26 protein-coding genes and 1 pseudogene are annotated in these 26938 nt (G+C 67.1%); 10 read left to right on the top strand and 17 right to left on the bottom strand.

The features are described 5' to 3' along the window. Positions 1-126 precede the first annotated feature (126 nt). The 4 genes from QRN19_RS11030 (at position 127) to QRN19_RS11015 (ending at position 5163) form a co-directional block, all read left to right on the top strand. A complete protein-coding gene (locus QRN19_RS11030; protein ID WP_285026948.1) occupies positions 127-2028 on the top strand; it encodes an FAD-binding monooxygenase in 1902 nt (633 codons plus the stop codon). 523 nt (positions 2029-2551) lie between these two features. Continuing rightward, positions 2552-3952, top strand: coding sequence for a hemolysin family protein (locus tag QRN19_RS11025; RefSeq protein WP_285026946.1), 1401 nt, complete (start codon positions 2552-2554; stop codon positions 3950-3952). Beyond that, positions 3949-4983, top strand: coding sequence for a CNNM domain-containing protein (locus QRN19_RS11020; protein ID WP_285026944.1), 1035 nt, complete (start codon positions 3949-3951; stop codon positions 4981-4983). Before QRN19_RS11025 ends, QRN19_RS11020 begins: the two co-directional genes overlap by 4 nt. 24 nt (positions 4984-5007) lie before the next feature. After that, positions 5008-5163: a hypothetical protein gene (locus QRN19_RS11015; RefSeq protein WP_285026942.1), complete on the top strand. Its 156-nt coding sequence runs from the start codon at positions 5008-5010 to the stop codon at positions 5161-5163. Positions 5164-5237: 74 nt separating this feature from the next. Here the strand turns inward: QRN19_RS11015 and QRN19_RS11010 are convergent. The 5 genes and pseudogenes from QRN19_RS11010 to QRN19_RS10990 form a co-directional block, all read right to left on the bottom strand. Next, positions 5238-6146: pseudogene (locus QRN19_RS11010) on the bottom strand (acyltransferase family protein); the annotation flags it as partial. A gap of 271 nt (positions 6147-6417) precedes the next feature. Next, entirely contained in the window at positions 6418-7074 is a 657-nt protein-coding gene (locus tag QRN19_RS11005) for a response regulator (RefSeq protein ID WP_285026940.1), read from the bottom strand. Continuing rightward, on the bottom strand, positions 7071-8309 hold the full coding sequence (locus QRN19_RS11000; RefSeq protein ID WP_285026939.1) for a sensor histidine kinase: 1239 nt from the start codon (positions 8307-8309) through the stop codon (positions 7071-7073). Before QRN19_RS11000 ends, QRN19_RS11005 begins: the two co-directional genes overlap by 4 nt. Before the next feature lie 5 nt (positions 8310-8314). After that, entirely contained in the window at positions 8315-8995 is a 681-nt protein-coding gene (locus QRN19_RS10995) for a DedA family protein (RefSeq protein ID WP_285026938.1), read from the bottom strand. 113 nt (positions 8996-9108) lie between these two features. Next, complete coding sequence (locus tag QRN19_RS10990; RefSeq protein ID WP_285026937.1) at positions 9109-10428, bottom strand: ammonium transporter; 1320 nt, start codon at positions 10426-10428, stop codon at positions 9109-9111. Between the two features lie 257 nt (positions 10429-10685). Between QRN19_RS10990 and QRN19_RS10985 the strand changes: the two genes are divergently transcribed. After that, entirely contained in the window at positions 10686-11705 is a 1020-nt protein-coding gene (locus QRN19_RS10985; protein ID WP_285026936.1) for a ParA family protein, read from the top strand. A gap of 395 nt (positions 11706-12100) precedes the next feature. On the opposite strand, the gene QRN19_RS10980 is transcribed toward QRN19_RS10985, so the two are convergent. After that, on the bottom strand, positions 12101-12265 hold the full coding sequence (locus QRN19_RS10980) for a hypothetical protein (protein ID WP_285026934.1): 165 nt from the start codon (positions 12263-12265) through the stop codon (positions 12101-12103). Positions 12266-12825: 560 nt separating this feature from the next. Here QRN19_RS10980 and QRN19_RS18520 point away from each other — a divergent pair. Continuing rightward, positions 12826-13608 (top strand): TIR domain-containing protein, encoded by a 783-nt coding sequence (locus QRN19_RS18520; protein ID WP_350224037.1) that lies wholly within the window; start codon positions 12826-12828, stop codon positions 13606-13608. A gap of 294 nt (positions 13609-13902) precedes the next feature. On the opposite strand, the gene QRN19_RS10975 is transcribed toward QRN19_RS18520, so the two are convergent. The 7 genes from QRN19_RS10975 to QRN19_RS10945 form a co-directional block, all read right to left on the bottom strand. Next, the gene (locus QRN19_RS10975; RefSeq protein ID WP_285026932.1) at positions 13903-14688 is read right to left on the bottom strand and encodes a TetR/AcrR family transcriptional regulator; all 786 of its coding nucleotides are present in this window, start codon (positions 14686-14688) and stop codon (positions 13903-13905) included. 104 nt (positions 14689-14792) lie between these two features. Next, positions 14793-15524 carry an RES domain-containing protein gene (locus QRN19_RS10970; protein WP_285026930.1) on the bottom strand — a complete coding sequence of 244 codons (732 nt, stop codon included), beginning with the start codon at positions 15522-15524 and terminating at the stop codon, positions 14793-14795. Beyond that, positions 15524-15913, bottom strand: coding sequence for a hypothetical protein (locus QRN19_RS10965; protein WP_285026928.1), 390 nt, complete (start codon positions 15911-15913; stop codon positions 15524-15526). The genes QRN19_RS10970 and QRN19_RS10965 overlap by 1 nt, the downstream gene beginning before the upstream one ends. A 101-nt stretch (positions 15914-16014) precedes the next feature. After that, a complete protein-coding gene (locus QRN19_RS10960) occupies positions 16015-17013 on the bottom strand; it encodes an alpha/beta fold hydrolase (RefSeq protein WP_285026926.1) in 999 nt (332 codons plus the stop codon). Between the two features lie 5 nt (positions 17014-17018). Continuing rightward, the gene (glnT, locus tag QRN19_RS10955; RefSeq protein ID WP_064295821.1) at positions 17019-18380 is read right to left on the bottom strand and encodes a type III glutamate--ammonia ligase; all 1362 of its coding nucleotides are present in this window, start codon (positions 18378-18380) and stop codon (positions 17019-17021) included. Between the two features lie 192 nt (positions 18381-18572). After that, the gene (locus QRN19_RS10950; protein WP_285026923.1) at positions 18573-19619 is read right to left on the bottom strand and encodes an NAD(P)-dependent alcohol dehydrogenase; all 1047 of its coding nucleotides are present in this window, start codon (positions 19617-19619) and stop codon (positions 18573-18575) included. Between the two features lie 143 nt (positions 19620-19762). Further along, entirely contained in the window at positions 19763-20296 is a 534-nt protein-coding gene (locus QRN19_RS10945; RefSeq protein ID WP_285026921.1) for an AAA family ATPase, read from the bottom strand. 124 nt (positions 20297-20420) lie between these two features. On the opposite strand from QRN19_RS10945, the gene QRN19_RS10940 reads away from it, so the two are divergent. Continuing rightward, complete coding sequence (locus tag QRN19_RS10940) at positions 20421-21653, top strand: Rab family GTPase (RefSeq protein ID WP_285026919.1); 1233 nt, start codon at positions 20421-20423, stop codon at positions 21651-21653. Positions 21654-21765: 112 nt separating this feature from the next. Here QRN19_RS10940 and QRN19_RS10935 read toward each other — a convergent pair whose 3' ends face one another. Beyond that, positions 21766-22134 (bottom strand): VOC family protein, encoded by a 369-nt coding sequence (locus tag QRN19_RS10935; protein WP_285026917.1) that lies wholly within the window; start codon positions 22132-22134, stop codon positions 21766-21768. Positions 22135-22197: 63 nt separating this feature from the next. On the opposite strand from QRN19_RS10935, the gene QRN19_RS10930 reads away from it, so the two are divergent. Next, on the top strand, positions 22198-22644 hold the full coding sequence (locus QRN19_RS10930; protein WP_285026915.1) for a MarR family winged helix-turn-helix transcriptional regulator: 447 nt from the start codon (positions 22198-22200) through the stop codon (positions 22642-22644). Between the two features lie 8 nt (positions 22645-22652). Here QRN19_RS10930 and QRN19_RS10925 read toward each other — a convergent pair whose 3' ends face one another. Next, positions 22653-23783: an epoxide hydrolase family protein gene (locus tag QRN19_RS10925; RefSeq protein WP_285026913.1), complete on the bottom strand. Its 1131-nt coding sequence runs from the start codon at positions 23781-23783 to the stop codon at positions 22653-22655. A gap of 109 nt (positions 23784-23892) precedes the next feature. Here QRN19_RS10925 and QRN19_RS10920 point away from each other — a divergent pair, with 109 nt between their 5' ends. Together QRN19_RS10920 and QRN19_RS10915 are read left to right on the top strand one after the other, a co-directional pair. Beyond that, the gene (locus QRN19_RS10920; protein ID WP_285026911.1) at positions 23893-24474 is read left to right on the top strand and encodes a helix-turn-helix domain-containing protein; all 582 of its coding nucleotides are present in this window, start codon (positions 23893-23895) and stop codon (positions 24472-24474) included. Then, the gene (locus QRN19_RS10915; RefSeq protein ID WP_285026909.1) at positions 24471-25055 is read left to right on the top strand and encodes a hypothetical protein; all 585 of its coding nucleotides are present in this window, start codon (positions 24471-24473) and stop codon (positions 25053-25055) included. The genes QRN19_RS10920 and QRN19_RS10915 overlap by 4 nt, the downstream gene beginning before the upstream one ends. Here the strand turns inward: QRN19_RS10915 and QRN19_RS10910 are convergent. Together QRN19_RS10910 and QRN19_RS10905 are read right to left on the bottom strand one after the other, a co-directional pair. Next, entirely contained in the window at positions 25052-25588 is a 537-nt protein-coding gene (locus QRN19_RS10910; protein ID WP_285026907.1) for a GNAT family N-acetyltransferase, read from the bottom strand. The genes QRN19_RS10915 and QRN19_RS10910 overlap by 4 nt on opposite strands. 26 nt (positions 25589-25614) lie before the next feature. Further along, positions 25615-26892 (bottom strand): alpha/beta fold hydrolase, encoded by a 1278-nt coding sequence (locus QRN19_RS10905; protein WP_285026905.1) that lies wholly within the window; start codon positions 26890-26892, stop codon positions 25615-25617. Between the last annotated feature and the right edge of the window lie 46 nt (positions 26893-26938).

Here is a 26938-nt window from a genome sequence, read left to right as displayed (position 1 = left end):
CGACTCGAACAGCACCTGCACCGGCGTACGGTCTTCCACCGTGCGCCGGTGCAGGGTAGTGTCTGCCGTGCGATAAGCGAACAGCGTGTTCCATTATCGAATTCTTGACGATGAAGTGAGGAATCGATGCAGTTCCACCACCACGGCTACGTGTCCGGCGATCCCCGGGTCCTGCCCGCAGCGGGTGTCGGGATCGATCGGCCCGACGACCTCCCGGACGAGATCGACGTCCTCGTCGTGGGCAGCGGGCCGGCAGGCATGATCGCCGCCGCACAACTGTCCCGTTTCACGTCCATCACCACGCGCATCGTCGACCGCCGACCGGGACGCCTCGCGATCGGTCAGGCGGACGGCATCCAGGCGCGCAGCGTCGAGACCTTCAACGCCTTCGGCTTCGCCGAACGCATCACCGCCGAGGCCTACCGCATCACCGAGATGGCGTTCTGGCAGCCCGACCCCCAGGACCCGGGCCGGATCGTCCGCGGTGCCCGGCCGCTCGACGACACCACGGGCGTCAGCGAATACCCGCACCTCATCGTGAACCAAGCCCGCGTCCTCGACTACTTCGCCGAGTACATGGCGAACGCCCCGACCCGGATGCGACCCGACTACGGGTGGGCGTTCCAGGGACTCGAGATCGACCACGACGCGGAGTACCCGGTCGCGGTCACGCTGCTCGACACGAGCGACGAGTCCTCCGGCGAGACCAGGACCGTCCGCGCGAAGTACGTCATCGGAGCCGACGGCGCCCGGAGCGCGGTCCGCCAGGCGATCGGCTGCACCCTGGCCGGCGACCAGGCGAACCACGCGTGGGGGGTCATGGACGCTCTGGCCGTCACCGACTTCCCCGACATCCGCACGAAGTGCGCGATCCAGTCAGGTTCCGGCGGCAGCATCCTGCTCATCCCCCGCGAGGGTGGACACCTCTTCCGCATGTACGTCGATCTCGGCGAGGTGCCGTCGGGTGGCAGCGAAGCCGTACGGTCGACCTCGATCGAGCAGATCATCGACCACGCGAACACCATCCTGAGCCCCTATCGGCTCGACGTGAAACACGTCGCCTGGCACAGCGTCTACGAGGTCGGCCATCGCCTGACGGACCGCTTCGACGACGTCCCGATCGACGAACTCGGCTCGCGCACACCGCGCGTCTTCATCACGGGAGACGCCTGCCACACCCACAGCGCGAAGGCCGGGCAGGGGATGAACGTGTCGATGCAGGACGGCTTCAACCTGGCGTGGAAGCTCGGCCACGTGCTCGAGGGCCGGAGCCCCGAGAGCCTGCTGGCGACGTACTCGGCTGAGCGTCAGGTCGTGGCCCGGGAGCTCATCGACTTCGACCGCGAGTGGTCGAGCCTCATGGCCAAGCGGCCGGAGGACTTCGCCGACCCCTCGGAGCTCGCCGACTTCTACGTGCGGACGGCGGAGTTCCCGGCCGGCTTCATGACCGAGTACAGCCCCTCGGCCATCGTCGGCGAGGCGACCCATCAGCACCTCGCGAACGGCTTCCCGATCGGGAAGCGGTTCAAGTCCGCCCTCACCTCGCGCGTCGCGGACGCGAACCACATCCATCTCGGACACCACGCCACGGCCGACGGGCGCTGGCGGATCTACGTCTTCTCAGATGCCGCTTCGCCGTCGTCGGGCCGATCGACGGAGCTGGCGGCCTGGCTGCAGGACGCACCGGAGTCACCGCTCCGTCTGCTCCCCGACGGCGTGCGGGCCGATGACTGGTTCGACGTGAAGGTGGTCTACCAGCAGCCGCACACCGAGATCGACCTCGGCACCGTGCCGCCGGTGTTCCTGCCGCGTGTCGGCCCGTTCGAGCTCATCGACTACGAGAAGGTCTACGCCCGCCATCCCGAGGTCGACATCTTCGCCGAGCGCGGCGTCGACCGAGCTGGTGCCGTCGTCGTCGTGCGGCCGGACCAGTACGTCGCCCACGTGCTCCCGCTCGAGGCCACCGCGGAGCTCGCCGCGTTCTTCGACGGCGTGATGGGACGGCAAGCGACGACCGCGAACGCCTGACCGTCAGGCGAGCTCGACGTCGATGTCGGCGAGGTACGCACGCCTATTGCGGCGCCAAGGACCAGCTGTTCGACGCCGTCTTCGACGCGCATGTCATCGCCGAGGACCACGACCTCCAGCACCTCCGGGACATCGAGGCGGAGCAGCGAGCCGGCTCGATCCACCCCGACCTCGACCCGGCCGACGTCTGGGCGCTGCTCATCTCGACCGCGGCGACGTGAACGCAGGCGTCCATGACCGTCGTCGCCACATCCGCAGACGCACCCGAGGTCCACCAACGCCGACGAACGGCACTGTCCGCGACGATCCGCGCTGGTCTCGGCGTCCAGCAGGAGCGCGGTGCCGACCGTGTCGGAGCGATTGACGAAGTGGTGACACACAGCTCCGTCAAATGATGGATGCGTACCCTCGTGACCACTTCCCGCAGACCCACGAGAAAGAACCCCGTGAGCCGACATCGCACCTCCACCGACCAGGAGGGTCGATCATCGACCCCTCTCGCATGCCGAGGGGGTGAGTCCAGATGCTCGAAGCGGCGCTGACACTGCTTGTCGGCGTCGTCTTGACCGCGGTGATCATCGCCGCGTGCGGATTCTTCGTCGCCCAGGAGTTCGCCTACATGTCCGTCGACCGGACCCGCATGACGGTTCAGGCGGAGAAGGGTGACGCGCAGGCGAAGCGGGTCCTCGCGATCACCAAGCGCACGTCCTTCATGCTCTCGGGCGCGCAGCTGGGCATCACGGTCACAGGCCTCCTGATCGGCTACGTCGCTGAACCGCTCATCGGCGCATCGGTCGGCACCCTCCTGGGCGGAGCGGGGATCGACCCGGTCGCCTCGGTCCTGATCGGCACGATCGGCGCACTCCTCCTCGCGACCGTCGTGACGATGGTGTTCGGCGAGCTGTACCCGAAGAACCTCGCGATCGCCAACCCTGAACCGTTGGCTCGCGCAGTCGCGGTGCCGACGCGCATCTACCTCCTGATCTTCGGCGGCCTCATCACCGTGTTCGACAAGGCGGCGAACGCCCTCCTGCGGTTGCTGCGGATCGAGCCGCTCGAGGATGTCGACGAGAGCGCGACTGCGAAGGACCTCGAGTCGATCGTCGCCGAGTCCCGCGCGAGCGGCGACCTCCCCGACGAGCTCTCCATCGTCATCGACCGCATCCTCGACTTCCCACAGCGCGACGTCGAGCATGCGATGGTGCCGCGATCCCGCGTCGACTCGATCCCGCCGGACACGACGGTGGGTGAGGTCCGCGCACTGATGAGCACCGGTCACACGCGCTATCCGGTCATCGGCGACGAGGACACACCCCTCGGCGTGGTCGAACTGATCGACCTCCTGCGCGAGCCCCACCCGGACGACACCGCGGTGTCGAGCGTGATGCGGCCGGCAGTGATCCTACCGACGACCATGCTGCTCCCGGTGGCGCTGGACCGGATGCGACGGACGCGCAACGAACTCGCCTGCGTCGTCGACGAGTACGGCAACTTCGACGGCATCCTGACGATCGAGGATCTGACTGAGGAGGTGGTCGGAGAGATCTCCGACGAACACGATTCCGTCGGCGTCGGCATCGCCGACCTCGGGTCGGGGCGATGGTCCCTGCCAGGCGACATCCACTTGGACGAGGTCGAGCGCGTCATCGGCCAGGACCTGCCGCGTGAGGAGGCCGAGACGATCGCCGGTCTCGCCATCAGCAGACACGGTGACCTCCTCGAGGTCGGGACCATCGTCCGGATCGCCCTGCCCGAGCGTCCGTCGGAGACCGTGGAGGGCCTCCGCGTGCAGCGCTCGCTCGACCTCGAGGTCACCGAGGTCGAGCGGCTCGTCCCCTCACGGGTGACCGCACACCTGATCGAAGTGGACCCCGACGGGGACGATGCCACGACCAGGATCATCGACGAGGAGGCGACCCGATGAGCTGGTGGCTGGTCACGATCATCACTGTGGCGCTCATCATCGCGAGCGCCTTCTTCGTCATCGTCGAGTTCGCGCTCCTCGCCGCTCGACGACACCGCCTCGAGGTGGAGGCGAATCGGAGCTCCGCTGCGCGAGCCGCTCTGCGAGGCATGAACGAGCTCACCGTGATGCTCGCCTTCGCACAACTGGGCATCACCGCCTGCACCTTCCTGCTCGGTGCGATCACCAAGCCCGCGATCGACTACGCGCTCTCGCCCGTCCTCGCCCAGTGGGGGCTCCCCGCGGTGCTCGCGGACGTGCTCGCGTTCATGCTCGCGCTCATCGTGGTGACGTTCCTCCACCTCGTGATCGGAGAGATGGCCCCGAAGTCATGGGCGATCGCGCATCCGGAACTCGCCGCGAAATCGACCGCGCCCCTCGCCCGCGCGCTCACCTGGCCGCTCCGTCCGTTCCTCCTCTGGATCAACCATCTGGCCAACCGCCTCGTTCGAGCGTCCGGTGTCGAACCGGTCGAGAAGGCGGCAGCCGGCGGCCAGGACGCCGAGACCATTCGCGAACTCGTCGCGCACTCGCGCGCGGCCGGCACCCTGGACGTGCAGTACTCGGAGCCGATCGTGCGCGCGATCGGGCTAGGGACGCTGACCGTCGGCGACATCGTCCAGACCGACCGGACACCCACCTCGGTGCCGGCGTCCGCGTCGATCGCTGACGTGCAGGCGGTGGCGGCGGCATCGGGCCACTTGCGCATCCTGCTCGGAACCGGAGCGGACTGCCGCGTCGTGCACGTTCGCGACACACTGTCCGCCGACCCCGGCACTTCCGCGGCGGACATCGCCCGCAACCCGCTCACGCTCGCTCCGGACGTGTCCGCCCATGATGCTCTGGCACGGATGCGACGGGGTCGTGTCCAACTGGCGATCGTGACCGAGGGCACCAGCCTCCTGGGCGTCGTGACCATCGACGACCTGCTGCGCGAGATCCTCCCGGGACCCGCTACCGCTCCCGACGCGGCGCCGGCACCGATGGGCTGACGTCTCAGGTCGCAAGCTCGGCCGGTGCCGGGGACACGAAGTGCACCGACGATCAAGAGCACGGCGAGCGTCGCCGTGGTCACCGACGTGCCGGCCACGAGGAGGAGCACCACTGCAGCAAGCCCGAGGAGGACGGCGACCGTGATCCTGCCACGCGACTGGCTCGCGATCGGCGTCTGAACGGCCTCGACGCGGGCGAACACCGTCGCGACCAGGGCGGTGAGCGTCAGTGCCACCGCCAGCCACAGGGGCCGTCCGAGCCACCAACCGAGGCTGTCCGGCGCGGGGAGGGCGACGCCGGTCGTCAGCGCGAACACGGCGGACGCGCCGGCCATGGCGAGGAGCACCGGCATGTGCCAGAGGTAGATCGTCATGGCGCGACGAGTGACGACGTCGGTGACGAACGCGACCCGGCGACGCGCGCTCAGCCGAGTGAGTCGTTCGCGGACGAGCGACAGCAGTGCCGTGTGGGCGACGCCGACGAGGAGCAGCGCCGCGGTGGGCGGGTTGATGTTCGCGATGAGGTCGCTGGAGTAGAGGCCGGCCCACCAGGTGAGCACGAGGACGACGACCGCCCCGACACCGGCAAGCGCCCGGACACTCCGGTTGAGGGCGCCGATCGAACCGTCCGCCAGGAAGAACCCGAGTTGCTGGAGCGCGGTCCAGACGAGGACGAGATTGATGAATCCGAGGGCGTCGACACCCGTGGCCGCGCGCAGGACGTCGACCAGCACGGCGGCGGTGACGAGCGACACGATCGACCGGATCGGGGCGCGCTCGTGGGCGGCGGCGAGCGCAGGCAGCAATGCCTGACAGAGCAGGAAGACGCCGAGGAACCAGAGCGGCTGCCCGAACCGGAAACCGGCCGTGGCGACGAGGTCGGCGGGGACACCGGCCAGCGTCAGCGCCGCGAGGGCGGCTCCCACACAGCCGATGGTGACGACCGCGGGGAGCAACAGGCGATGGAGCCGCGCGGCGACGAACGCCGAGGCCGGCGCACCGTGCGACCGGTGGCGTCGATACGCGAGCAGGCCTGCGAACCCGCCGATGACGAAGAAGAGCGGCATGACCTGCAGGACCCAGCTGAGCGGGGCGATCCAGGCGGTGCCATCACTCGCATTCTCGAACACGGGGCCGGCGGAGGTCACCGTCACGCCGACCATCATCGCGTGCAGGACGACGACCCCGATGATGCAACAGGCACGCACGAGGTCGATCCCGCGGTCACGTGCACCCAGGGTGCGATCGGGCCCGGTGCTGACCGGTCTGGCGCGATCGGGTCTAGCGTCGATCGGTGCTGCGTGGGTGATGGCCATGACGGTCCTCCTCGGTGATGTCCGAGGAGGTTACGAACGCGGCACCCGAGGGCACATCACCCGGCGGTGTCGTCGCGCCCCGTACCCAGGGGTGAGGCACCGATGCGCGGAGTCCGGGTCAGGACGGGGCGACGAGTCCGGTGTCGTAGGCGAAGATCACGGCCTGCACGCGGTCGCGCGCGCCGACCTTGGCGACATGGGTCTTCACGGTCTGTTCCGCGATGAACAGGGTCGCGGCGATCTCGCTGTTCGACCGACCATGGCCGATGAGGACGAGCACCTCGCGCTCGCGCTCGGTGAGTTCCGCCAGCCGCGCGGTGCCATGCGAGGCGCGGGGCTTCTGCGCGGCGAACTGCGCGATCATCCGGCGGGTGACGCTGGGGGCCAGCAGCGCGTCACCGGCAGCGACCACCCGCACGGCGTGAACGAGGTCCTCGGGCAGGGCGTCCTTGAGGAGGAAGCCGCTCGCGCCGGCCTGCAGGGCGTCGTAGACGTAGTCGTCGATGTCGAAGGTGGTGAGCATGATGATGCGAGGGACCTTCGCCGCCGGATAGCCTGGGCCGAGGATGCGCTTCGTGGCCTCGATGCCGTCGAGCTCGGGCATGCGCACGTCCATGAGGATGACGTCGGGATCGAGGCGCGCCGACAGTGTGACCGCTTCGGCACCGTTCGCGGCCTGCCCCGTCACCCGGATCCCGTCGTGGGCGTCGAGGAGCGCGGCGAACCCGGCTCGGACCATAGCCTGGTCGTCGGCGATGAGGACGTCGATGGTCACAGGCGGTCCTTCGTCGAGCTGGATCGGGGGCGGGGTGGCGTCGAGGTCGGCTCGCCGGTGGGCAGCACGGCCGTCACGAGCCAGCCGCCTGCGCCGTCGGGGCCGGCGTCGAGGGCGCCATCGAGGAGGGCTGCGCGTTCGAGCATGCCGCGGAGACCGTGTCCGGCGCCATGCTCGCCCGGGGTCTGTGCAAGGCCATTGTGGATGCGCAGCCGCACCGCGGTCGCATCGACCCGGACGTCGACGACGATGGGCGCGCCCGGTGCGTGTCGGACCGCGTTGCTCATCGCCTCCTGCACGATGCGGAACGCTGCGATCTGCACGGTCGGCGGGACGGGGAGGACGCCCTCGTCGCCGCGGTCCATCGAGAGGGTGATGTCGGCGCCCACGCGACGCAGGCCGTCGGCGAGCGCCGGGAGGTCGTCGATGCCCTGTTGCGGCGCGAGCTCGGCGACCTGGTCCTCGGTGCGCAGCACGCCGAGCAGACGGCGCATCTCGACGAGCGAGCCCCGCGCGGTGGCTGCGATGTCGTCGAACTCCGCTGCGGCGTCCTCGGCGAGGCCGGGCACACGGTACCTCGCCGTCGACGCCTGTACCTGGATCACGGACATGCTGTGCGCAACGACGTCGTGGAGCTCGCGGGCGATCCGGGTGCGCTCCTCGACGAGCACGCGCCGGGACTGCTCGGCGGCGGAGATCTCGCGCTCTCGGGTGAGCTCCTGGCCCACCCGCACGCGGCCGGAGAGGAGCAGCGCCACGAGGTACGCCGCCGCCGCGACGGAGGAGGCGACGATGAGGTCGGCGGTCATGACGGTCGCGTCGGCGGCGGCGGGGACGAGCAACGCCGCGACGAGCGAGCCGGCGATGTTCACGAGCAATGGGATGAGCCCGTGCAGCCAGCCGTGGAGGAAGGTGACGACGCCGATGAACACGGCGAAGGCGATGAGCGCGGGCACCGACCACGGCCATGGCCAGATCGGATCGTGGTCGGGCGAGGCGACCAGCGGAAGGACGAAGGCCGCAGCGGAGAACAGCACGATCGCGACGCGTGGGAGTACGACGGACAACAGTGGAGCGCCGCAGATCGCGGCTCCGAGGAGGAACGACGCCGGGAGCACGGTGCCGTAGAGGAGGCTCTGGATCGGAACGAGGACGCTCAGCAGGACGACGCCGACACCCGCGAGGACGAAGAGTCCGACGGTGCGGCGGGAGGTGCCGCGCGCCGTCCGATCCATGAGGGTCATTGTCCCATCAGCGCCAGGGTCGGCGGGTGGTCCTCGGTGTCGGGTCCCGCCGGCGTCCCGTCTGCGGCCGTATCGGACCGCTCACGGCGACGACGACGGATGGCTGCGACCCGGTCGACGACCAGGCCGAGGACGAGCGCGACGCCCACACCGAGCACGGAGCTGAGGAACGGCTGGTCCTCGAAGAGCTTGCCGGCGACGACGCCGATGATCGCGCTGTAAGCGGCCCAGGTCACTCCCCCGATGACACTGAGCGGCAGGAACCGTCGCCACGGGTATCGGAGGGCACCCGCGGACATGTTGACCACGACGCGGCCGACCGGGATGTACCGCGCCCCGAGGATCAGCGGGGCGCCGCGACGCCCGAGCGTCCGCCCTGCCCGGTCGAAGGCCGCCGCGATCCGGGGACGCCGCATCCACGCGAAGCGCGTCGTGCCGACCCCACGGCCGATGAGGTAGGCGATGTTGTCGCCGATCGCCGCACCCACGGCCGCGACGGCGCAGAGGAGCAGGACGTTCGATCCGCCGGTCGAGACCGCGACGGCTGCCGCGGCGACGAGCACCGTCTCGCTCGGGATCGGCGGGAAGAACCCGTCGATGACCGCGGTCGCGAACATCACCACGTACAGCCACGGTGAGGTCACTGCGTTGAGGATGAGCTCGTTGATGACGTCCATGCTCCGACGCTACGAAGCGGACGGCGCCGCAGCATCACCCTGGGGTATCGCGGACCCCCTACCCCGGTGGTGTTCTGCGGCGCCGTCGGTGCCCGTCCTCGTCGGTACCGGTCCTAGTCGACGACGGCCGGGACCTTCGGTTCGGCGTGCCCACGCGGGGCGAGGGCCTCGTGCGTGCTGATCTCATACGCGTTCTCGGCGTGGAGGACGACGTCGAGGCCCTGCGCCTCCGTCTCGGCCGACACGCGGATGCCCATCGTCTTGTCGAGCACCTTCGCGAGCACCCAGGTGATGGAGAAGGTGTAGACGAAGACGGCGACGATCGCGAGCGCCTGCTTGCCCAGGAGCAGGAAGCCACCGCCCGCGAGGAGCCCCTCTCCACCGCTCGGCGCGAGCGGCACCGCGAGGACACCGATGAGGAGGCCACCGACGACACCGCCGACGAAGTGCAGCGCGGTGACGTCGAGCGCGTCGTCGAAGCCGAGGCGGAGCTTGAGGCTGACCGCGAAGTAGCAGACGACCGCTGCGGCGGCACCGATCGCGAGCGAGCCGAGCGGGGTGACCGCACCGCAGGACGGCGTGATGGCGACGAGTGCGGCGATCGCGCCCGAGCATGCACCGAGGGTGGTGGGGTGACCGTCGCGCAGCTTCTCGACGACGAGCCAGACGATGACGCCCGCGCAGGTCGCGGCGACGGTGTTGAAGACGGCGACGGCGGCGTTGTTGTCGGCGGCACCGAGGGCGCTGCCGTCGAAGCCGATCCAACCGACGAAGAGCAGGCCGGCACCGAGGAGCGTGAGCGGGAGGCTGTGGGCCTTGGGCTGCGACGGGAAGCCGTTCCGCTTGCCCAGGACGATGGCGAGGGCGAGTGCGGCGACCCCGGAGTTGACGTGGATCGCGGTGCTGCCGGCGTAGTCGATCGAGCCGATCGTGTTGGCGAGCCACCCGCCCTGCACGCTGCCGTCAGCGGAGTCGAAGGCGAAGACCCAGTGCGCGACCGGGAAGTAGACGAGCGTCGACCAGACGCCGGCGAAGACCATCCACGCGCTGAACTTCATCCGACCGGCGGCCGCTCCGGCGACGATCCCGATCGTCAGACCGGCGAACATCAGGTGGAGTGCGGCGAGCGCCAGCGGCGGCAGCGTGCTCCCCTCGGGCGCGACGAGCAACTGACCGAGGCCCGGGTACTCGGTGGGGTCGCCGACGATGCCGAGGCCGCCGAGGCTGTCCCCGAAGACCATCGAGTAGCCGAAGGCCACCCAGAGGATCCCGACGAGGCAGAACGACGCGAAGATCATCATCATCATGTTCATGGTGACGCGACGGCTGACCATCCCGCCGTAGAACATCGCCAGGCCGGGCAGCATGAGTGCCACGGCCACCACCGCCGTCAGGAGCCATGCCGTGTTACCCGCGATTGCAGCCGTGTCCATCCGGACCTCCAGGGTTCGCGCGGGATCCGAAACGGACGACCGCATTTCAATAGGTCATCCAATTGTCATGACGACCGGTTTCAATGCAGTATCGAATCCGTTTCGTGTTCGTTACGGGATCCACACGGGCGCCAATGTCGCCAAGATGCAGCCAACGCGCCGGTCAGCGCGTCGAGATTGGTTGCCAATACGTACAATGTGTACGCTAGGATGGTTACGAACGACGCAACTACGTCTATGACTGTCGAGAGGCAACAATGAAGATCTATGGGTTCTGGAACAATAAGGGCGGCACGGGGAAGACAAGCCTGAGCTTCCAAACTGCCACCGCGTACGCCCATGCGCACCCCGATGAGAAGATCCTCACGGTGGATGTATGCCCACAGGCGAATCTTTCCGAACTGCTCCTTGGGGGCCTCGTCAACGGCGGGAGCACCCGTCTCCTTGAAATCCAGGGAGGATTGGTGCGCGCGACCATCGGGGGATATTTCCAGCTACGGTTACCCTCCCCCTACTCACCTCCTACGTTTGACCCCCGGGACTTCATCACTCACCCGAGCGACTTTAACGACGCGATTCCGACCAACATCGACCTGCTAGCGGGCGATCCACTTCTCGAGTTACAGGCCAACGCGATCTCGACGCTCGCAAATAACCAAATCCCGGGCACGAACAGTTGGATTGCCGTGATCGACTGGCTCAGTGACTTCCTCGCCGGCATCCAGGATGAATACGACACGGTCTTCGTCGATGCCAACCCGAGCTTCTCGATCTACACCCAGATCGCTCTTTCAACCGTTGAACTTCTTGTTTTACCGGTCATGGCCGATGATTCATCACGTCGCGCGATCCAGAACGCATTCTCGCTGATCTACGGGCTCAAACTCCCATCGGATATTTACCTTGCATATGCGTTCCCAACAAAACTCCGTGAAGCAGGACGACCGCTTCCAAAAGTACATTCGATTGTGAAGAACCGGCTCACGCAATACATGGGGCCGTCGTCGGCGTATGCGAGTGTTCTTCAGTCCATCGACCGGGACGTCGCGCAGCTCCTGGTGACGAACCCTGAGATTTTTGACTTCACCGTCCCTGCCGAGGGGATGGTCGAAATCCGCGACTTCCAAACCACTGGCGTGGTCGCCTTCGCTCGGGGCTGCCCCTTCTATGCGATGCGCTCGGGGCGCCTCGAGGTCGAGGGCCAGCGCATTCAAGTGAACGAGCCATATCGCCTCGATTGCGTAGCGGCCGTGGACAATCTCGCCTCACGACTTTAGTCCACCGCGATTGAGCGGGGCGGAGTCGGTTCCGCACGAGCAGCCCAGCACCTGTTCGTGGCCATGGCCTCGCCGAACGGAGCCAGTACGTCAGCCCGCAGCATCTCACCGGCGGCTCGCTCGCACCAGAAGCTCCGCGCCCCTCCATCGATCCAGCGGCGGGCGTCAGGCTCGAGAAAGGGACGACAGCGGTCCTGACCCGATCCATTCTGGAGAGGCGCTAGATGAGTCGACGACGGACCTATAGCCGAGGCCCCAAGATGCGGAGCTTCGCCGTTGCGGAGGCCAGGAGGCGAGCGAAGAACCGGACACGATCCGCCTCGCTGCGCCATCCGGCCAGCCCGCACAATCAGAGTCCGCTTGCAGCCGCTGGCCGGATGTTCCGCATCCACTGCCTAATCTTCGAAGTCCTCCTGCGGAGGCACGTCGGCACTCTCCTGAAGGGTGGTGTGCTTGCCTCCCCAACCAGACGCCTGGATCGTCTCCTGGTTTTCATCCTCAGGCTGTCCGACAACACGTCCATAGGCAATAGCGACGATCTCATCCTCGTTATCGCTCATAATTCACCTCCTAATGAATTGTAAATACCGGCAATAGAGCCGTGACAAGACTCACTAGAAGCGCCAAAACGAGGCCAGCCACAAACCAACCCAATGCCGTGTTCGTGTGCTTACCGGTCTCAAGCAGACCCACCTCGACTGCGTTGTACTCGTTCCTGAGCTGCTGCAGGAGCTGCAGTCTGGCCTCAAACGGCCGCTTGAGGCCTATCGATCGCATCATCGCTACCGGATGCATGACTGCAACCCGAGTCATCCACATCGACTTTACGCAATATACACTGGACGTAACTAAAGCACAGATTACCAGTACGTAGTAGGGATTTGCTGTGGCCGCTGCGAGGAGCGTCGTCGCGATGCCTGCCGCCGCTAGAACGGCCGATGACCTAGCGCGCACGCTCGCGACACGCACCGACTGGGCCTCGCGTAGGCGGAGCATCTCACTGTGGACCAGAGCAAGGCTCTCCTCATCCATTCTTTCTGGCATGGGACTCAGACTAGTGGCCGCAAGCATTATCCTCCTACGTACGCGTGCGCGAGGAAGGTGACCATACGATGGCCTCATGCGCGATGCAGGAATAGGCCACGACGAGCTCCCGTCTGTCTTCATAGGTTCGTCGAGCGAGGCCCTACAGATCGGTCGGTATCTTCAGCTAGAACTGGAACATACCGGCTCGTGCGTCGCGACACGGTGGGACCAAGGTGTGTTCCAGGCATCCTCCATAACAATTGATCGCCTGACCGAGGCAACGGCCCAGTCCGATTTCGCCGTACTCGTCGTGTCAGCGGACGACACGGTGAGTTCTCGAGGCGTGACTCGCCCGGTCGCCCGCGACAATGTCGTTTTCGAACTTGGCTTGTTCATTGGAGCCCTAGGTCGAGAGCGAACCTACATAGTTGCGGATCGATCCACCGACCTCCACCTCCCCACCGACTTGATGGGAGTCACATGGCTTCCATATACCCGTCGGCAGGACGGGAATCAGCGAGCTGCCCTGAACGAAGCGGTGCTAGGCATTGTGGAGCGAATCGGCGCGCTCGGACCGCGTACACAGATGGTGACCACGGCGAGCGCGTCGCACCAATCCGATTCTCAGCGGATCCTGCGATCTGAAATCGAACGCGTATGTCGAGCAGCCGAAGCGCAGGGCTGGCGTGTTCGCACTCGCTCCGAGACCACACTGCGAATCGAGGACCGGCGCCGTCGCCGCTACACACTCTCGCTAGACGATCCTGCGGCGGCGCGGATGGAGCTACGCCTCTTTGCTGCCCAACTACGGGCAAACGGCCTACGAATTAGCCAGAGCGTCAGGCGCCCAGTTCAATTGGATCGACCGTTGCCTTGATCGAGAGGCTCTTCCGCGACCTATGACAGGCCGCGGAAGAGCAACGCTCCAACTCGGACACCACCGAGAGCCCTCCTAGAAGGACGCCGCGCTTCGGCCAAATATCGCACTGGCACCCGAACGCAGAAGTGACCTTTGCCTCAAGCGCAAGTCTGTAGCGGCACCTGTCCGACTACCAAGTGCTTCCGGGCACGAGCACGATGCTCGACCGAGCAAGGCTACCAAACCGGGATATTCAGCGGCAGCATCGATCCGCTGGCAAGTTCCTGATAGGTCTTTGGCCCAATTGGAGCGCTAAATGAGATCAATGAGATCAGCCTTGCTAGGTGAAGCCAGCCCCTCACCGCCGACGGCGAGGTCCAGCGCCAGGGCGTCGTGCTCCACGTCGGCGAGCGCCGCGCGGTCGACGAGGAGGCTGTGCACGGTGGCCGACGCCGTCCGGCGGGCGAAGGCCCGGATACGGTCCGCGTCGCTCGCACCCTCGGCGGCCTCGACCGGCGGGTACTGCGCGGCGATGTCGCCGGAGCCGTAGCGGTAGGCCTTCTGCATGCCCTCGTTGGCGTGGAGCGCCGCCGCCGCCGCCCACTCCGGCGTCTCGCTGCCGCCGAGGACGAGGGATCCCTGCTCCACCCCGTCGCGGATGAGTCCGGCGATGAACGTGAACAGCGTGCGATAGTCGACCCAGAACGACGCGAGGTCGTCGGGATGCTCCGCCGCGAGTCGCTCGATCTCGTTGTAGTCGAAGGGAGCCTCACAGATCGCGACGCCGTCCTCGTAGAGGACGCGGTAGAGCTTCGCCGGAACATCAGCCTCGATCGAACCGAGGGCCTCCGCTGCGCCGACCGACTGGCGGTTCGAGGCGGCGGTCGCCCGCAGCACCTCGCGCTTGTTCGCGAACCAGTAGTAGAGCGAGGACTGCTTCATCCCGCACGCCTCGGCCAGCATCGTCATACTCGTGCGCTCGTACCCGCGCTCGGCGAACAGCCTGGTCGCGACCTGGATGATCTCCTCGCGAGGATCCTCGGCGGCGATCCCGCTCGCGCGAGGACGACCGGGCGATGCTCCTGTGCGGCCGGCCATCGATCACCACTCCCTGCTCGCGGACACCTCCGCCAATCCTACGGGCGAGCGGCTCGACGGCTTTGAAGCCTCATGATCGTCCCATCGGACGGGACGTGGTGACGCTAGGCGATGGTCAGGTTGTGGAGGCGCAACACGCTGAGAAGATCCGGGGACTGCAGGTCGATGAGATCGATGTCGATGTTGTCGAGCCTCGTGCTCGTGATGCCGTCATCCGCCTGCTCGAAGATGGCCCAGAGCACGATGTCCGCCCCATGACGGGATCCGAATTGGATGCCGTCGAACGGTCCACCATCGCTGGCGTCTCGCCCGAAAATGAAACGACCCACGCGTTGGGTGAGCGCACGAGGCTGGCTGTTCTGCAGCGCTGAGCTGTCGAAGTCACCCAAGCCGAACTCCCGGATGGCCATGGCGGCAAAGGAGTCACGCAGCGCCGCAATCGTTCGCGAGTTCGTCACATCGCAGTAGCGACCGGCGAGGTCGGCGCGCCCCACCCTGCGGTTCCTGAACCAGGAGGCGTCCACCGTTCCTGCCTCGACGGTGGGATAGAGCTCGTCATCTTCGTCACTCACCTCGATCGCAGCCATCTCCGCGACAACTGCTGGGTCCGGACGAAACCGCGCCAAGATCTCGACGAGACAGCCGTACAGAGACGCCCCCGCATAAAGCGTCCGGTAGGAGCCGTCTTCCGAGTCCCATCGCCCGGTGAATCGGCCTCCATTGGCGTGGATCCAGTCGGTCCAAGCCCATGGGTCGGGTCCGAATCCGACTCTGAAGACCGTTCCTGGGCTGTCTCGGACGACGAATCGAGGTCCTGACTCGGACGCAGTCGGCACTAGCCCACCGCAGTGAACGCGCGTGCGGCTGCGATCACCCGCGGACCGACCTCGTCGATGTCGCCTTCGCGGATCAGGCGAGCTGGCGACTCGTCATCGAGCTGAGGATTCAGCCCTTGAAACCAAGACTGCGCGATACGCGGGTGGTCACGTTCGAGGAGGATGCCGGCAACCTGGAGCGCGGTCCGGAGGCGCAACTCGGTGGCGGCCGACGGAACGCGTGTGCCCTCCGCCCACTGCCGAACGGCGCGCGTCTCGCGCACATTGCCAAGGTAGGCGAGCAGCTGGGCTCCGAGGATTCCACGGAGGTCCTCAACGAGTTCAGGTACTTCCGCACGGATCGATCGCTGGAACGCGCCCAGACCAGGAGTCGAGTTCGTGATCGTCATGCTCCGAGTTTAGTGCGTTACCAAGCTGAATCACATCCGAAATCACACACCTCGCACGTCAACCGTTCTTGGTGAGCGTGACCACGAGCTCCAGCAGCAGCTCAGCTCTCGCCCAGCAGCTCGCGCATGGCCGCCTCGATCACGGCCGTCTCGGCCGCACGCACGCCAGGCCGCCCCGCGACATGGCCGAGATCGGACTCGATGACCCGCACCTCGCTCCGAGGCATCATCGCCGACTCCAGGACGTTGTCCTCGACGGTGAAGTAGAGGTCGGTCGACGACGGCATGACGATGCTCCGCGCACGCACGCCCCCGAGGGCAGCGGCCAAACCGCCCTCGACCCCTCGCCCGGGATCCGCCCGCTGCCAGGTGCGCAGCATCGCGAGCAGGTCGTTCGCGTCCCACCGCTCGTGGTCGGCCGCCCAGTCCTCGAGGAGGTCGGCGACGTCGGCGTACCCGAGGTCGCGGTAGGCGCCGTCCCGGAAGAACGCCTGCGAGTAGGCCCACCCCGCGTACACCGTCCCGAATGCGCGGAGTCCGGCCCGCGGCGGTGTCGTGTAGCGGCCGCCGTCGAACGCTGGATCCGCCCGGAGCGCCGCCTCGACGCCAGCCAGGAAGACGGCGTTGTGGGGTGAGCACCGCGCGGCACCGGCGACGGGCAGGAATGCGTCGACGAACTCCGGATACTGCACCGCCCACTCGTACGCCTGCAGTGCGCCCATCGACCAACCGGCGACCAGCCGCCAGCGGCGGACACCCAGGTGCTCGGCGAGCCGCCGTTGCGCGCGGACGTCGTCGCCGATCGACACCTCGGGGAACGCGGCACCGCGCACCTCCTCAGCCGCGTTCGACGGTGACGTCGAGACGCCGTTTCCGAACAGGTTCACCGAGACGATGAACCAGCGGGCCGGGTCGAGCACCCGGCCCGGCCCGATCCACGGCTCGTAGCTCGCGTGCGTCCCGGTGTAGTAGCTCGGGAGCAGGACGGCGTTGTCACCGTCGGCGTTCAGCGCGCCCTGCGTCGTGTACGCGAGCCGCGCCTCCGGGAGGTCCGCGCCGGACTCCAGCGCGAACCTCCCGAGGTCGAGGACCTGGTGCATCGGGATCAGAAGAACTTCAGGTAGCGGGCGGTCTCCCAGTCCGACACGTGCGCCTGGTACTCGTTCCACTCCTGGCGCTTGTAGTCGATGAACGCGTCGTACATCGCCTCGCCGAAGACGGCACGCGACAGCGAGTCGGTGGCGAACTCGTCGACCGCCTCACCGAGGCTGCGCGGCAGCATGCCGATGCCGAGCTGCGCGACCTGCGCCTCGGTGTAGTCGTACATGTTCTCGGTGTGCGGCGCTCCCGGGTCGAGGTCCTCACGGATGCCCTCGAGGCCCGCGGCGAGGATCAGCGCCGCCCCGAGGTACGGGTTGCAGCTGATGTCGGCCGCCCGGCACTCCACGCGCCCGCCCTGGAGTGGCACGCGCAGCATGTTGGTCCGGTTGTTGTTGCCGTAGCTCACGAAGACCGGAGCCCAGGTGGAGCCCGACATGCTGCCCTGACGCACGAGCCGCTTGTAGCTGTTGACCGTCGGCGCGATGACCGCCGAGAGCGCCGGCGCGTGCTTCAGGACTCCGGCGATGAACTTGTATCCGAGCTCCGAGATGCCGCAACCACGCGGGTCGTCGTCGGTCTCGAACAGGTTCTCACCGGTCTCGATGTCGGCGAGCGACATGTTGAAGTGCGCACCCGAGCCGCTACGGTCGGCGAAGGGCTTCGGCATGAAGGTCGCGAAGTAGCCGTGCTTGCGGACGATCTCGTTGGCCATGAGTCGGAAGAACACGGCGCGGTCGGCCATGGTGAGCGCGTCGGAGTAGTTGAAGTCGATCTCGAACTGCCCCGGGGCGTCCTCGTGGTCGAACGAGTACACGCCCCAGCCCATCTCGGTCATCGCCTCGACCAGCTCGGTGAGCCAATCGAGGTTGTCGAGCGCGGCGGTCGCCGTGTAGCAGGGCTTCGCGAGGTCGTCGCGGTCGCTGACCTCGGTCACGCCCTCCGGGGTGTCCTTCAGGACGAAGAACTCGGTCTCGATCCCGAGGTTGAAGGTGAAGCCCATCTCGGCCGCCGCATCGAGCTGGCGCTTGAGGATGTTGCGCGACGCCGCCTCGAACGGCTCACCCTTCGTGTAGAGGTCGCTCGCGAAGAACGCGACGTCCTTCCGCCACGGCAACTGCACGGCGCTGTCGAGGTCAGGGCGAGCGGAGAGCTCCTCGTCGCTGATCGCCTGCGGGAGGCCGTCGAGCGCGGCCCCCGTGAAGAGCTCCGATCCCCCGGCCATGCGCTCGAGGTGCGACAGCGGGACGAACTTGGTCTTGATGCTGCCGTGCATGTCCACGAAGCTCGCCATCGCATACTTGACGCCGGCCTCCTGCAGGCGAGCGCGGACGGACTCCACGGTGGTAACGGTCTCGACGACGGTCATGGGATGCTCCTCCGGTTGCGTCGCTGCCCTCGCCGCGACTCATTTCGATACTGTATTGAAAGTATGCGTGGATGGAGTTTCGATGCAGTGTCGAAATTGTTTCCGGGGTGTGAAGCCTGCGTCGTGGTGCGCAGAAAACACAGAACCGGCGCCCGTCGCGGGTGCGAGGGGCGCCGGTTCCGGGAGTCGTGGTTACGGGACGATGACCGCACGCCCGCCGATCGTGCCCGCGTGCAGGTCCTCGTAGGCCTTCGGGGCGTCGTCGAGCGAGTACGGCTGCACCTCGACGTCGACCTTGCCCGCCTTCGCGAGCTCGAAGACCTCGATGAGCTCGCTCCGCGAACCCCAGTACGGCACGCGCACGGCTGCGTCATAGGCGATCGAACCGAAGCCGATGGTCGCCGATCCGCCGCCGATGCCCACGATCGTCACGTCGGCCTCCATGGCGGCGACCGCGGTGGCCGTGGCGATCGTCGGATTGGCGCCGACGAAGTCGAACACCGCGTCGACCCCGACACCGCCGGTCAGCTCACGGATCTTGCCCGCTGCCGACTCGTCACTGATGAGCGTGACGTCGGCACCGACGTGCTTCGCCAGTTCGAGCTTCTCGTCGTTGACGTCGAGGACGATCACCGTCGCGCCGGAGAGCGCCTTGAGCATCTGGATGCCGACGTGGCCGAGGCCACCGGATCCGATGACGACGGCGAAGGTGCCGGCGCCGAGCTTCGGCAGGCTGCGCTTGATCGCGTGGTACGGCGTGAGACCGGCGTCGGTGAGCGACACGTTCTTCACGGGGTCGAGGTCACCGATCGGCACCAGGTGACGCACGTCGTCGACGATCATGTACTCGGCCATCGAGCCCTGGCTGCCGAGTCCGGGAGGACGGATCCCCTCGGCGACCGCGTTCGTGCAGTAGTTCTCCTTGCCCTGCGAACAGTTCAGGCAGTGACCGCAGCCCCACGGCCCGTAGACGGCGACCGCGTCTCCGATCTGCAGACCCGTCTCGACACCCTCACCGAACGACTCGATGACGCCGGCACCCTCGTGCCCGAGGGTGAGCGGGAGCGGGTACTGCTGCTCGAGGTAGTCCTTCTCGGGGAGGCTCATGACGTAGTCGTCGGAGTGGCAGACACCGGCGGCGGTGACCTTCAGGAGGATCTCACCCGGCCCCGGCGTCGGCTTCTCGATCTCGACGACCTCTGGGGCCGAGCCGATCTTCGTGTACCGCAGTGCCTTCATGGTGGGACATCCTCCTCGAGCGTCGGAACCGCACGCCGCAGTCACTCACTAAGCGACGTGTGTCAGATAAGTTTGACCGTTCCAGTATGCGCCTCGATCCGGCGGCCGGCACCCCGTTGACAGCGCGCTGACGCCGACACCCGTCAGCGCGGTTCCCAAGCCAGGACGGCCTCGAGGAGCTCGGATCGCGAAAGCCCACTGTCGACCTGGAGGACCGGCAGCGACAGGGTCGCGAGCCAAGCCTCGTGCGACGCCCGACTCCGGCCGTCGAACGCGGGGTCGTCGTAGCCGCTCGCCCACTCACGGAACTCCCGCCACGCACGGTCGTCGTGCGGTTCGCCTGCCCGCCGCTCGATCTCTCGAGCCTCAAGACGCCGCAGACGTTCCGACGGGTCGAGGGTCACGAAGACGATCGCATCGCACTCGGCGACGATCTCGTCACCCCAGCCGGGCATCGAGCCCGACAGGACCCAGGCCTCGCGCGGTACGAACAGCTCGCGCATGAGCCGCACCCGCTCCGCGTCCGAACGCTTGGTCACGTAGGGCGGGTCCGTCGGCACCCAGAAGTAGTCGTCGGCGTCGGCGTGCGGGACGGACCAGTGGTCGGCGAGCGCCCGCCCGAGCGTCGTCACGCCACTGCCACTGGCGCCCATCACGTGCACTCTCGATCGTCGCATCCGTCCATTCTCCGACACCCCCGACCTTGGAGGCTCGAGCGAGAGAGCCATCCCACTCGGATCCTGGCGACGGGTATTGATAAGTTTATCTCCGCCGTGATAGGTCGGTGATAAAGTTATCGTCATGCGATCACCTGTCACGAATCCCTTTCAGCCCGGTTCAGACGTGGTACCCGATGTCTGGGCAGGCCGCGTCGAGCAACTGAGCGATTGGCGGGATGCGGTTCGTCCGCGCAGACATGCAGGCCTGTATGAGACCGGCCGAACGATCCTCGGCGAACCCGGAACCGGCAAATCGAGCCTGGTCCGCAAGATCGCCCGCGACGCGGCGGACGCTGGAGACTGGGTGACACCGCAACTGCGGATACCCTCCGGAGCTGATCCACTGAAGATCGTCGCCTCCGCAGTGCTGCGACTCGCTGATATGGCAGGTCTTCGAACCTCGACCCGGCAGCGGGTCATGGACCTCCTCAGCAGGGTCGAGCAGGTGGCGATTTCAGGCTTTTCCCTCGCGATGGGTGGGGGTGAAGGGCCGGAGCCCTTCACCGCGCTGTTCGACCTCCTGATCGAACTCGGGCAGGCAGCGATCGATCAGGATGCGGTGATTCTGATTCACATCGACGAGGTGCAGAACATCACTGATGAAGCCGCACTGTCGCAACTGCTCATCGCGCTCGGCGACGCCCTGTCCTATGAGGTGGAGGTCTCAGCCCCCGGTGGGCTCTACGTAACCCGATTCCTACCGATCGCCGTATACCTCACCGGACTACCGGACTTCGAGGACATGGCCGGCGCTCGAAAAGGAGCAACATTCGCGAGGCGCTTCCGTACCACCACACTGACAGCGCTCGACGAGGACGATCTGCTCGAAGCTTTGCAGCCATTCGTCCTCGAGGGATGGGAGACCCACGACGATGAACACGGCATCGCGCGAGTGAGCATGAGCCAAGAGGCGGCCAAAGCGATCGTGGCCCTGTGTTGTGGGGAACCGTTCCTGTTCCAGCTCGCCGGACAGCGCGCCTGGAACGCAGCGCAGACCTCGGTCATTTCAGAGGATCAGGTTGTGACCGGGTGGAGTGGAGCGGAGGGCGAGGCATTGGCGCACGTCGAACGCATCCTGAACCGGCTCCCGACTCGCGAGCACGAGTTCATCGACGCGATGGCGGCTCTGCCGCCTGCAGACCGGAAGTTGACCAAGATCGCCGAGCAGATGGGCATGACAGCAGCGACGCAGGTCGGTCCGACGTCGCAGCGACTGGACACCGTGCGCGGCATCATCTCTCGAGGAAAGCCGTACTCGTTCCGCAATCGGGCAGTCGAGGCCTATCTGACAACGGACTGGCCGCGCGTCAACTGATCCGTCATCACATCCGCTCTGAACCCGTCGTCACCGGCCGGACGATGATCATCGCATGCGAGCGGGTGGCGGAGAGCGCGTCAGGCGCGGACGGACTCGGGCACCGGACAGCTCAGGCGCGGTCGTGGAGGGTCAGCTGGTAGCCGTCGGGGTCGGCGAAGGTGAAGGTCCGACCGAACGGGCCGTCGATGGGAGCCGAGACGATCGTGTGCCCGTCGGCGACGAGGGTGTCGTGGATCTCCTGGACGTCGGTGGCGTGCAGCCAGATCGCCGCGCCGATCCCGGGCTGGGGCGCGGAGGCGAGATCAGTTCCGGGGACGATGTCGCGCAGGGCGAAGGCGGTCGGCATCGTCTCGAAGACGACCGCGTGCGGCGGGCCGGCCTGCGAGCGGACGAGGCCGAGGTACCGCTCGTAGAAGGCCTGCGATGCGTCGAGGTCGGCGACCTGGAGGGAGATGAAGTCTGGTCCGGTAACGGGCATGATGTGCGTCCATTTCTGTCGTGTCAGTTATCTGACACACTCAGCCTATGTCAGAATACTGACATGAGTCAAGACGGGATCGATCTGGACACCTCGCTGGGGTACCTCCTGAAGGAGGCGTCGAGCGCGCTCCGCTCAGCGATGGAGGCCGTGCTGCGACCACTCGGCATGACGATCACGCACTACTCCTGCCTCGAACTCCTCGCCCAGCGACCTGGGCTGTCGAACTCCGAGCTGGCCCGCGGCGCCTTCGTCACCCGGCAGTCGATGAACGTGCTTCTGCAGGCCCTCGAGCGCGACGGCTTCGTCAGCCGTCCCGAACAGGCCCCCGTCGGCAAGGCGCTGCCGACCCGACTCACGCCGCTCGGTCGTGAGCATCTCGCGCAGGCGACCGCCGCAGTGCGGTCGGTCGAGGTCCGGATGCTGAGCGGCCTGTCCGCAGAACAGCAGCGGGAGGCACTCGTCGTTCTGCGCAGCATGATCCGGTCACTTCGCGACGACGAGCGCTGAGGCATCCGTCAGTCGGTGACGGGAAGCGTCTCGACGAAGGCCTGGATCCGGTCCGCGACGGCGACCGGCACCTGCCAGGCCGTGAAGTGCGCCCCGCGATCCAGCTCCGTCCAGCTCCGGATATCGCTGTAGGCCCTCGCCGCGTAGGAGCGCGGGAGTCCGCGTTCGCCCGTCTGCACGGCGACGGCCACGGGCACCTCGATCGGCGGGAGTTCGGGCTGCTTGGGGTGATCGCGATACGGCTGGAACGATGACCCGATGCTCTGCGTGAACCAGTACAGCGAGACCGTGGTCAGCAGTTCATCGTCGGTCCACCAGTCGCCGTCTCCCGCCCAGGCGAGGAGCTTCTCCGCGATCCACGCGGCGAGGCCTACCGGCGAGTCGTTCAGGGCCGTCGCGAGGATCTCGGGCCTGGTCGCCTGCACGCGGGCATAGGCGAGACCGCGAGCCCACTCCTCGTCGTGTCGGTCGAGCCAGTCCTGCTCCTCGGCGGTGAGGTCGCGCGCTCGGGACGCCGACGGGAAGGCGGCGTGCGTCGCGAACTGGCCGATGACCGATTCGGGATACAGTGCCGCGAGCCAGTCGCTCGTCGTCGACCCCACGTCCTCGCCATAGGTGAGGTAGCTCGCGTGCCCCAGCACCTCGGTCATGAGCGCGTGCATGAGTTCGGCGACCACCGGGCCGGTGAACGGCCGGTCCGCGAGGGGCGCTGAGAACCCGTACCCGGGCAGGGAGGGGACGACGACCTCGAAGCCGAGCGTCCGGCCGTCACCGAGGTCGACGGTACGCCCTGCGAGTTCCCTCGCGAGCGGCAGCATCTCGATGAAGGAGTAGGGCCAGCCGTGGAACGCGATCACCGGGACCGTCACCGTGACGCCGTCCGGTGCCATCAGCCGCGCGACATGCAGCCGCTGCCCGTCGACCTCAGCCTCGAACTGCGGCTCATCCTGAAGCTCGCGCTCGATGCGCCGCCAGTCGAAGCCGTCCCGCCAGTGGTCGACGAGCGCCCGCAACCGGTCGAGCGAGAGGGCGCTCTCCTCGCCGGCGTCACCGATCGCGGCGGGGAGGCGAACCGCGTCGAGTCGCCGCCGCAGGTCCTCGAGGTCGGCATCGGGCACCTGGATCCGGAACGAACGCATGCGCTCGACGCTAGAGCAGACGTCCGACAAGGATGAACGACGCCCAGCGACGGTGTGTGACCACGACGCCCTGGTATCATTTAGCTATAGCTAATGATCGGGGGAGTCGATGAGTACGCTGATTCGAGACACGATGAGCGCTGCGGGGACGAGCGGGGCCGAACTGGCTCGGCGCCTGCAGGTCACGCCTGGGGCGATCTCGCAGCTCTTGAAGTCCGAGGAGGACGCGACGATCAAGCTGGCATCGCTCGAGCGGGCACTGCGCGCCCTGGGGAAGGACATCGTCATCAACGCGGTCGAGTCGTCATCACCCGCCGCTCGGTTCTCGCCCGCCGGAGTCTCCCGGGCGATGAGCGACGCACTCATCGAGGGAGATCGCACCTTCGCCCTCCGCCTGCTGACGCAAGCGGCGCAGAAGGTCGCAGTCGAGCCCGACCTTGCGACTGATCCGCTGTTCGCCAGACCTCCAGAGCGACTCCCGGACACCGGATGGGACACCCTGTTCCGGGCCCATTACGGCCGAGCACTGCCTGATGCGCTCACCGCACGATGGCCCGAGCTGACGCCATTGCCCGAGCCATGGTTCGTCTCCCAGTTCGACAGCCTGCGGGAGCGTGCGCGCACCCGTTCGCCGGAGCACTTGCGGCGCCTCAACATCTTTATCGACGAGCAGAGCCTGAGCCGCGCGTGAGCCGTGAGCCGCAGTTGGATCCAGGTTTCGTCCGCCAGTTGATGCGGGAGCTCGAAGGCGCTCTGACCGAGCGGAAGGTGAACGGACGAATGTACGTGGTCGGAGGGGCTGCACTGGCTTTGCAGTACCCGGATGATCACGACATACGTGTGACGACCGATGTCGACGCGGTCTTCTGGCCGGACACTGAAGTGCGGGAAGAAGCAGCGAGGCTGGCGGAGCGCTATTCACTTTCGCCGACCTGGTTGAACTCGAATGCAAGGCCGTTCATCCCCGACGGCCGAGGAGACGTCAAAGCACACTCCGAAGGCTTCGTCGTCGCTCTTGCAGATCCGAAAGTGCTCGTCGCGATGAAGCTCGCGAGCGCTCGGGAACAGGATCTCAGCGACCTCGTCTTGCTGGTGAGACACCTGGGAATCACCGCTGCGGAAACCCTCGTCGACATCGCCTTCGACATCTATGGCGAGGAATCGATGAGTCTGACGGACAGCCGAGAAGACGTGTACCGCCTCGCCGTCGATGTCATGGCCGCGGCAACTCGTGCGACAGGTAGATCGACGCCGCCAGACCGGACCTCCTAACGAACCGGAAGAAGCATATCGCCTTCAGGCGCCGGGTCCGTCGCCAAGCGGGCGTGCAGCTCGACATCGAAGCGATCGGCACCGTACGCGAGTTTCTGCCGTTCGATGCCCTCGGGGAGGAAGCCGGCCCGTGTCGCGACCCCGCAGGACGCCGGGTTGTTGACCCGATGACCCAGTTCCAAGCGGAACAGCCCCTCGCGGAATGCGTGATCGGCGACCGTCCTGACCGCTCGCGTTGCGAGACCGCCACCCCGCGCATCCATGATCAGCCAGTAGGACAGCCACGCGGTGGCGTGCCGCCGGTCGATCGCGGAGACACCGACGTTGCCCACCACCGAGCCGTTGCGGATGATCGCCCAGTTGAGCCGGGACTCGGAGGGGGTCAGCGCCCGCTCGATGAACTGGACGGCGTCCTGGACCGTTGACAGGTCCGCGTGGCCGAACTGCGGAGCCAGGTCGACGTTCTCGACGTAGGCGGTTTGGAGGGACTGCGCATCGTCAGCGACCCACGGGCGCAGGAACGTATCGACCATCCGCCCAGTCTGGCATCCGCTGCGCTTCAACCCACCGTGCGCATCCAGGCCCGCAGGTCGGCGAGGGCGGTGAGGGCGACGGTGGCGTGATCGGCTTCGGGGTAGACGTGTGAGGTCACCGTCGCGCCGGCCTGCTCCTGCGCGGCGACGTAAGCGGCGGTCACGGTAGGCCGGATGAGCGTGTCCTTCGACCCCTGTGCGACGAAGAGCGGCACGGTGATCCGCTCGGTCGGTGTGTTCTCCTGCAGGAGCTCGCTCCACACGGGCGCCGTCGCCGGATCAGCCGACAAGAACGAGCCGATCATCGGGTCGGCGATGTCGTGCAACCGTTTGTTCTGCCCGAGGAGGCACAGTTTCGCCATCTGGGGCACCGCTACCACCCCGGCCGGGGAGAGGATGGTGCTCAGCGGGTCCGTCGGCAGCCGGTCGGCGTAGGCCTCCGCGTAGGCGTTGAAGGCGTAGGCCCCGATCGTGACGCCGGAGACGTCGCGGATGTCGTCCTGAAGGAGCGCCGCCAGGTCGCTCGCCGGAGCCGCCACCGCGACGCCCCGTACGTCGAGCTCGGGCGCGTAGGTGGCGGCACGCTGCGCCGCGAACAAGGCCGCGTGTCCGCCCTGCGAGTGCCCCCACAGCACGACGCGGTCACTGGCGCCGATGCCCTCGACGTGCTGCGCGGCACGGGCGATGTCGAGGACGTTCGCCGCCTCGGTCGCTCCGATGAGGAACGACGCCGGGCCGGGGACCCCCATACCCGCGTAGTCGGTGGCGACGACGACGTTGCCGTCCGCGAGCAGGTCGGTGAGTCCCTCGATGAGAGCGAACGGCGCGATACCACTCGATGGAGCACAATGCGGTGCGATCCCGGTCGTCGGGTGCGCCCAGGACACGACCGTCCGGGTCCCGGCCGCCACCTGTTCACCCGGCGCGACGATGAGACCGGAGACGAGGATGTCGGCGCCGTCGACATCGGTCGAGTGGTAGACGACCCGCAGCGCCGCGGCACCGTCTGGCGCACCGACGACGGGCTCGCTCCGCACGATCGTGCCTGGAGGTGCTGCGGTCGAGGCCGGTGTGGGCGTTGCGGAGCCGTAGAAGCCCTCCACCGAGGACTCGACCGCCGCCCCCTCCCCCACACGCACGCCGAAGTCGAGCAGACGCGCGACGGCGGGTGCCGCCACGATGAACGCGACCAACGCAGCAACGCCGATGATCCGCCCGACAACTCGACGACGGGGCGGATGGACGCGATGGGGCGGGGCGGATCCGTCCCCGGTTGCCGGGTCGGAATCGTCTCGCGTCGTCATAGCTCACACGGTAGACCGTCGTCTGGACAGGCGCGACGGGTGAGAA

The organism is Plantibacter sp. ME-Dv--P-122b (assembly GCF_030209375.1).
Lineage (GTDB): Bacteria > Actinomycetota > Actinomycetes > Actinomycetales > Microbacteriaceae > Plantibacter.
The sequence above is the reverse complement of the archived record's forward strand: the minus strand, read 5'-3'. Positions and strand labels throughout refer to the sequence as shown.

Excerpts from the sequence above, each read along its gene's own strand:
- QRN19_RS10980 (WP_285026934.1), bottom strand. The coding sequence starts at position 12,265 with ATGAGCGATAACGAGGATGAGATCGTCGCTATTGCCTATGGACGTGTT.
- QRN19_RS10905 (WP_285026905.1), bottom strand. The coding sequence starts at position 26,892 with ATGACGACGCGAGACGATTCCGACCCGGCAACCGGGGACGGATCCGCC.
- QRN19_RS18520 (WP_350224037.1), top strand. The coding sequence starts at position 12,826 with ATGCGCGATGCAGGAATAGGCCACGACGAGCTCCCGTCTGTCTTCATA.
- QRN19_RS10975 (WP_285026932.1), bottom strand. The coding sequence starts at position 14,688 with ATGGCCGGCCGCACAGGAGCATCGCCCGGTCGTCCTCGCGCGAGCGGG.
- QRN19_RS10985 (WP_285026936.1), top strand. The coding sequence starts at position 10,686 with ATGAAGATCTATGGGTTCTGGAACAATAAGGGCGGCACGGGGAAGACA.
- QRN19_RS10965 (WP_285026928.1), bottom strand. The coding sequence starts at position 15,913 with ATGACGATCACGAACTCGACTCCTGGTCTGGGCGCGTTCCAGCGATCG.
- QRN19_RS11020 (WP_285026944.1), top strand. The coding sequence starts at position 3,949 with ATGAGCTGGTGGCTGGTCACGATCATCACTGTGGCGCTCATCATCGCG.
- glnT (WP_064295821.1), bottom strand. The coding sequence starts at position 18,380 with ATGACCGTCGTCGAGACCGTTACCACCGTGGAGTCCGTCCGCGCTCGC.
- QRN19_RS10910 (WP_285026907.1), bottom strand. The coding sequence starts at position 25,588 with ATGGTCGATACGTTCCTGCGCCCGTGGGTCGCTGACGATGCGCAGTCC.
- QRN19_RS11025 (WP_285026946.1), top strand. The coding sequence starts at position 2,552 with ATGCTCGAAGCGGCGCTGACACTGCTTGTCGGCGTCGTCTTGACCGCG.
- QRN19_RS11030 (WP_285026948.1), top strand. The coding sequence starts at position 127 with ATGCAGTTCCACCACCACGGCTACGTGTCCGGCGATCCCCGGGTCCTG.
- QRN19_RS10995 (WP_285026938.1), bottom strand. The coding sequence starts at position 8,995 with ATGGACGTCATCAACGAGCTCATCCTCAACGCAGTGACCTCACCGTGG.
- QRN19_RS11000 (WP_285026939.1), bottom strand. The coding sequence starts at position 8,309 with ATGGATCGGACGGCGCGCGGCACCTCCCGCCGCACCGTCGGACTCTTC.
- QRN19_RS10935 (WP_285026917.1), bottom strand. The coding sequence starts at position 22,134 with ATGCCCGTTACCGGACCAGACTTCATCTCCCTCCAGGTCGCCGACCTC.
- QRN19_RS10930 (WP_285026915.1), top strand. The coding sequence starts at position 22,198 with ATGAGTCAAGACGGGATCGATCTGGACACCTCGCTGGGGTACCTCCTG.
- QRN19_RS10945 (WP_285026921.1), bottom strand. The coding sequence starts at position 20,296 with ATGCGACGATCGAGAGTGCACGTGATGGGCGCCAGTGGCAGTGGCGTG.
- QRN19_RS10920 (WP_285026911.1), top strand. The coding sequence starts at position 23,893 with ATGAGTACGCTGATTCGAGACACGATGAGCGCTGCGGGGACGAGCGGG.
- QRN19_RS10940 (WP_285026919.1), top strand. The coding sequence starts at position 20,421 with ATGCGATCACCTGTCACGAATCCCTTTCAGCCCGGTTCAGACGTGGTA.
- QRN19_RS10990 (WP_285026937.1), bottom strand. The coding sequence starts at position 10,428 with ATGGACACGGCTGCAATCGCGGGTAACACGGCATGGCTCCTGACGGCG.
- QRN19_RS10960 (WP_285026926.1), bottom strand. The coding sequence starts at position 17,013 with ATGCACCAGGTCCTCGACCTCGGGAGGTTCGCGCTGGAGTCCGGCGCG.
- QRN19_RS10925 (WP_285026913.1), bottom strand. The coding sequence starts at position 23,783 with ATGCGTTCGTTCCGGATCCAGGTGCCCGATGCCGACCTCGAGGACCTG.
- QRN19_RS10950 (WP_285026923.1), bottom strand. The coding sequence starts at position 19,619 with ATGAAGGCACTGCGGTACACGAAGATCGGCTCGGCCCCAGAGGTCGTC.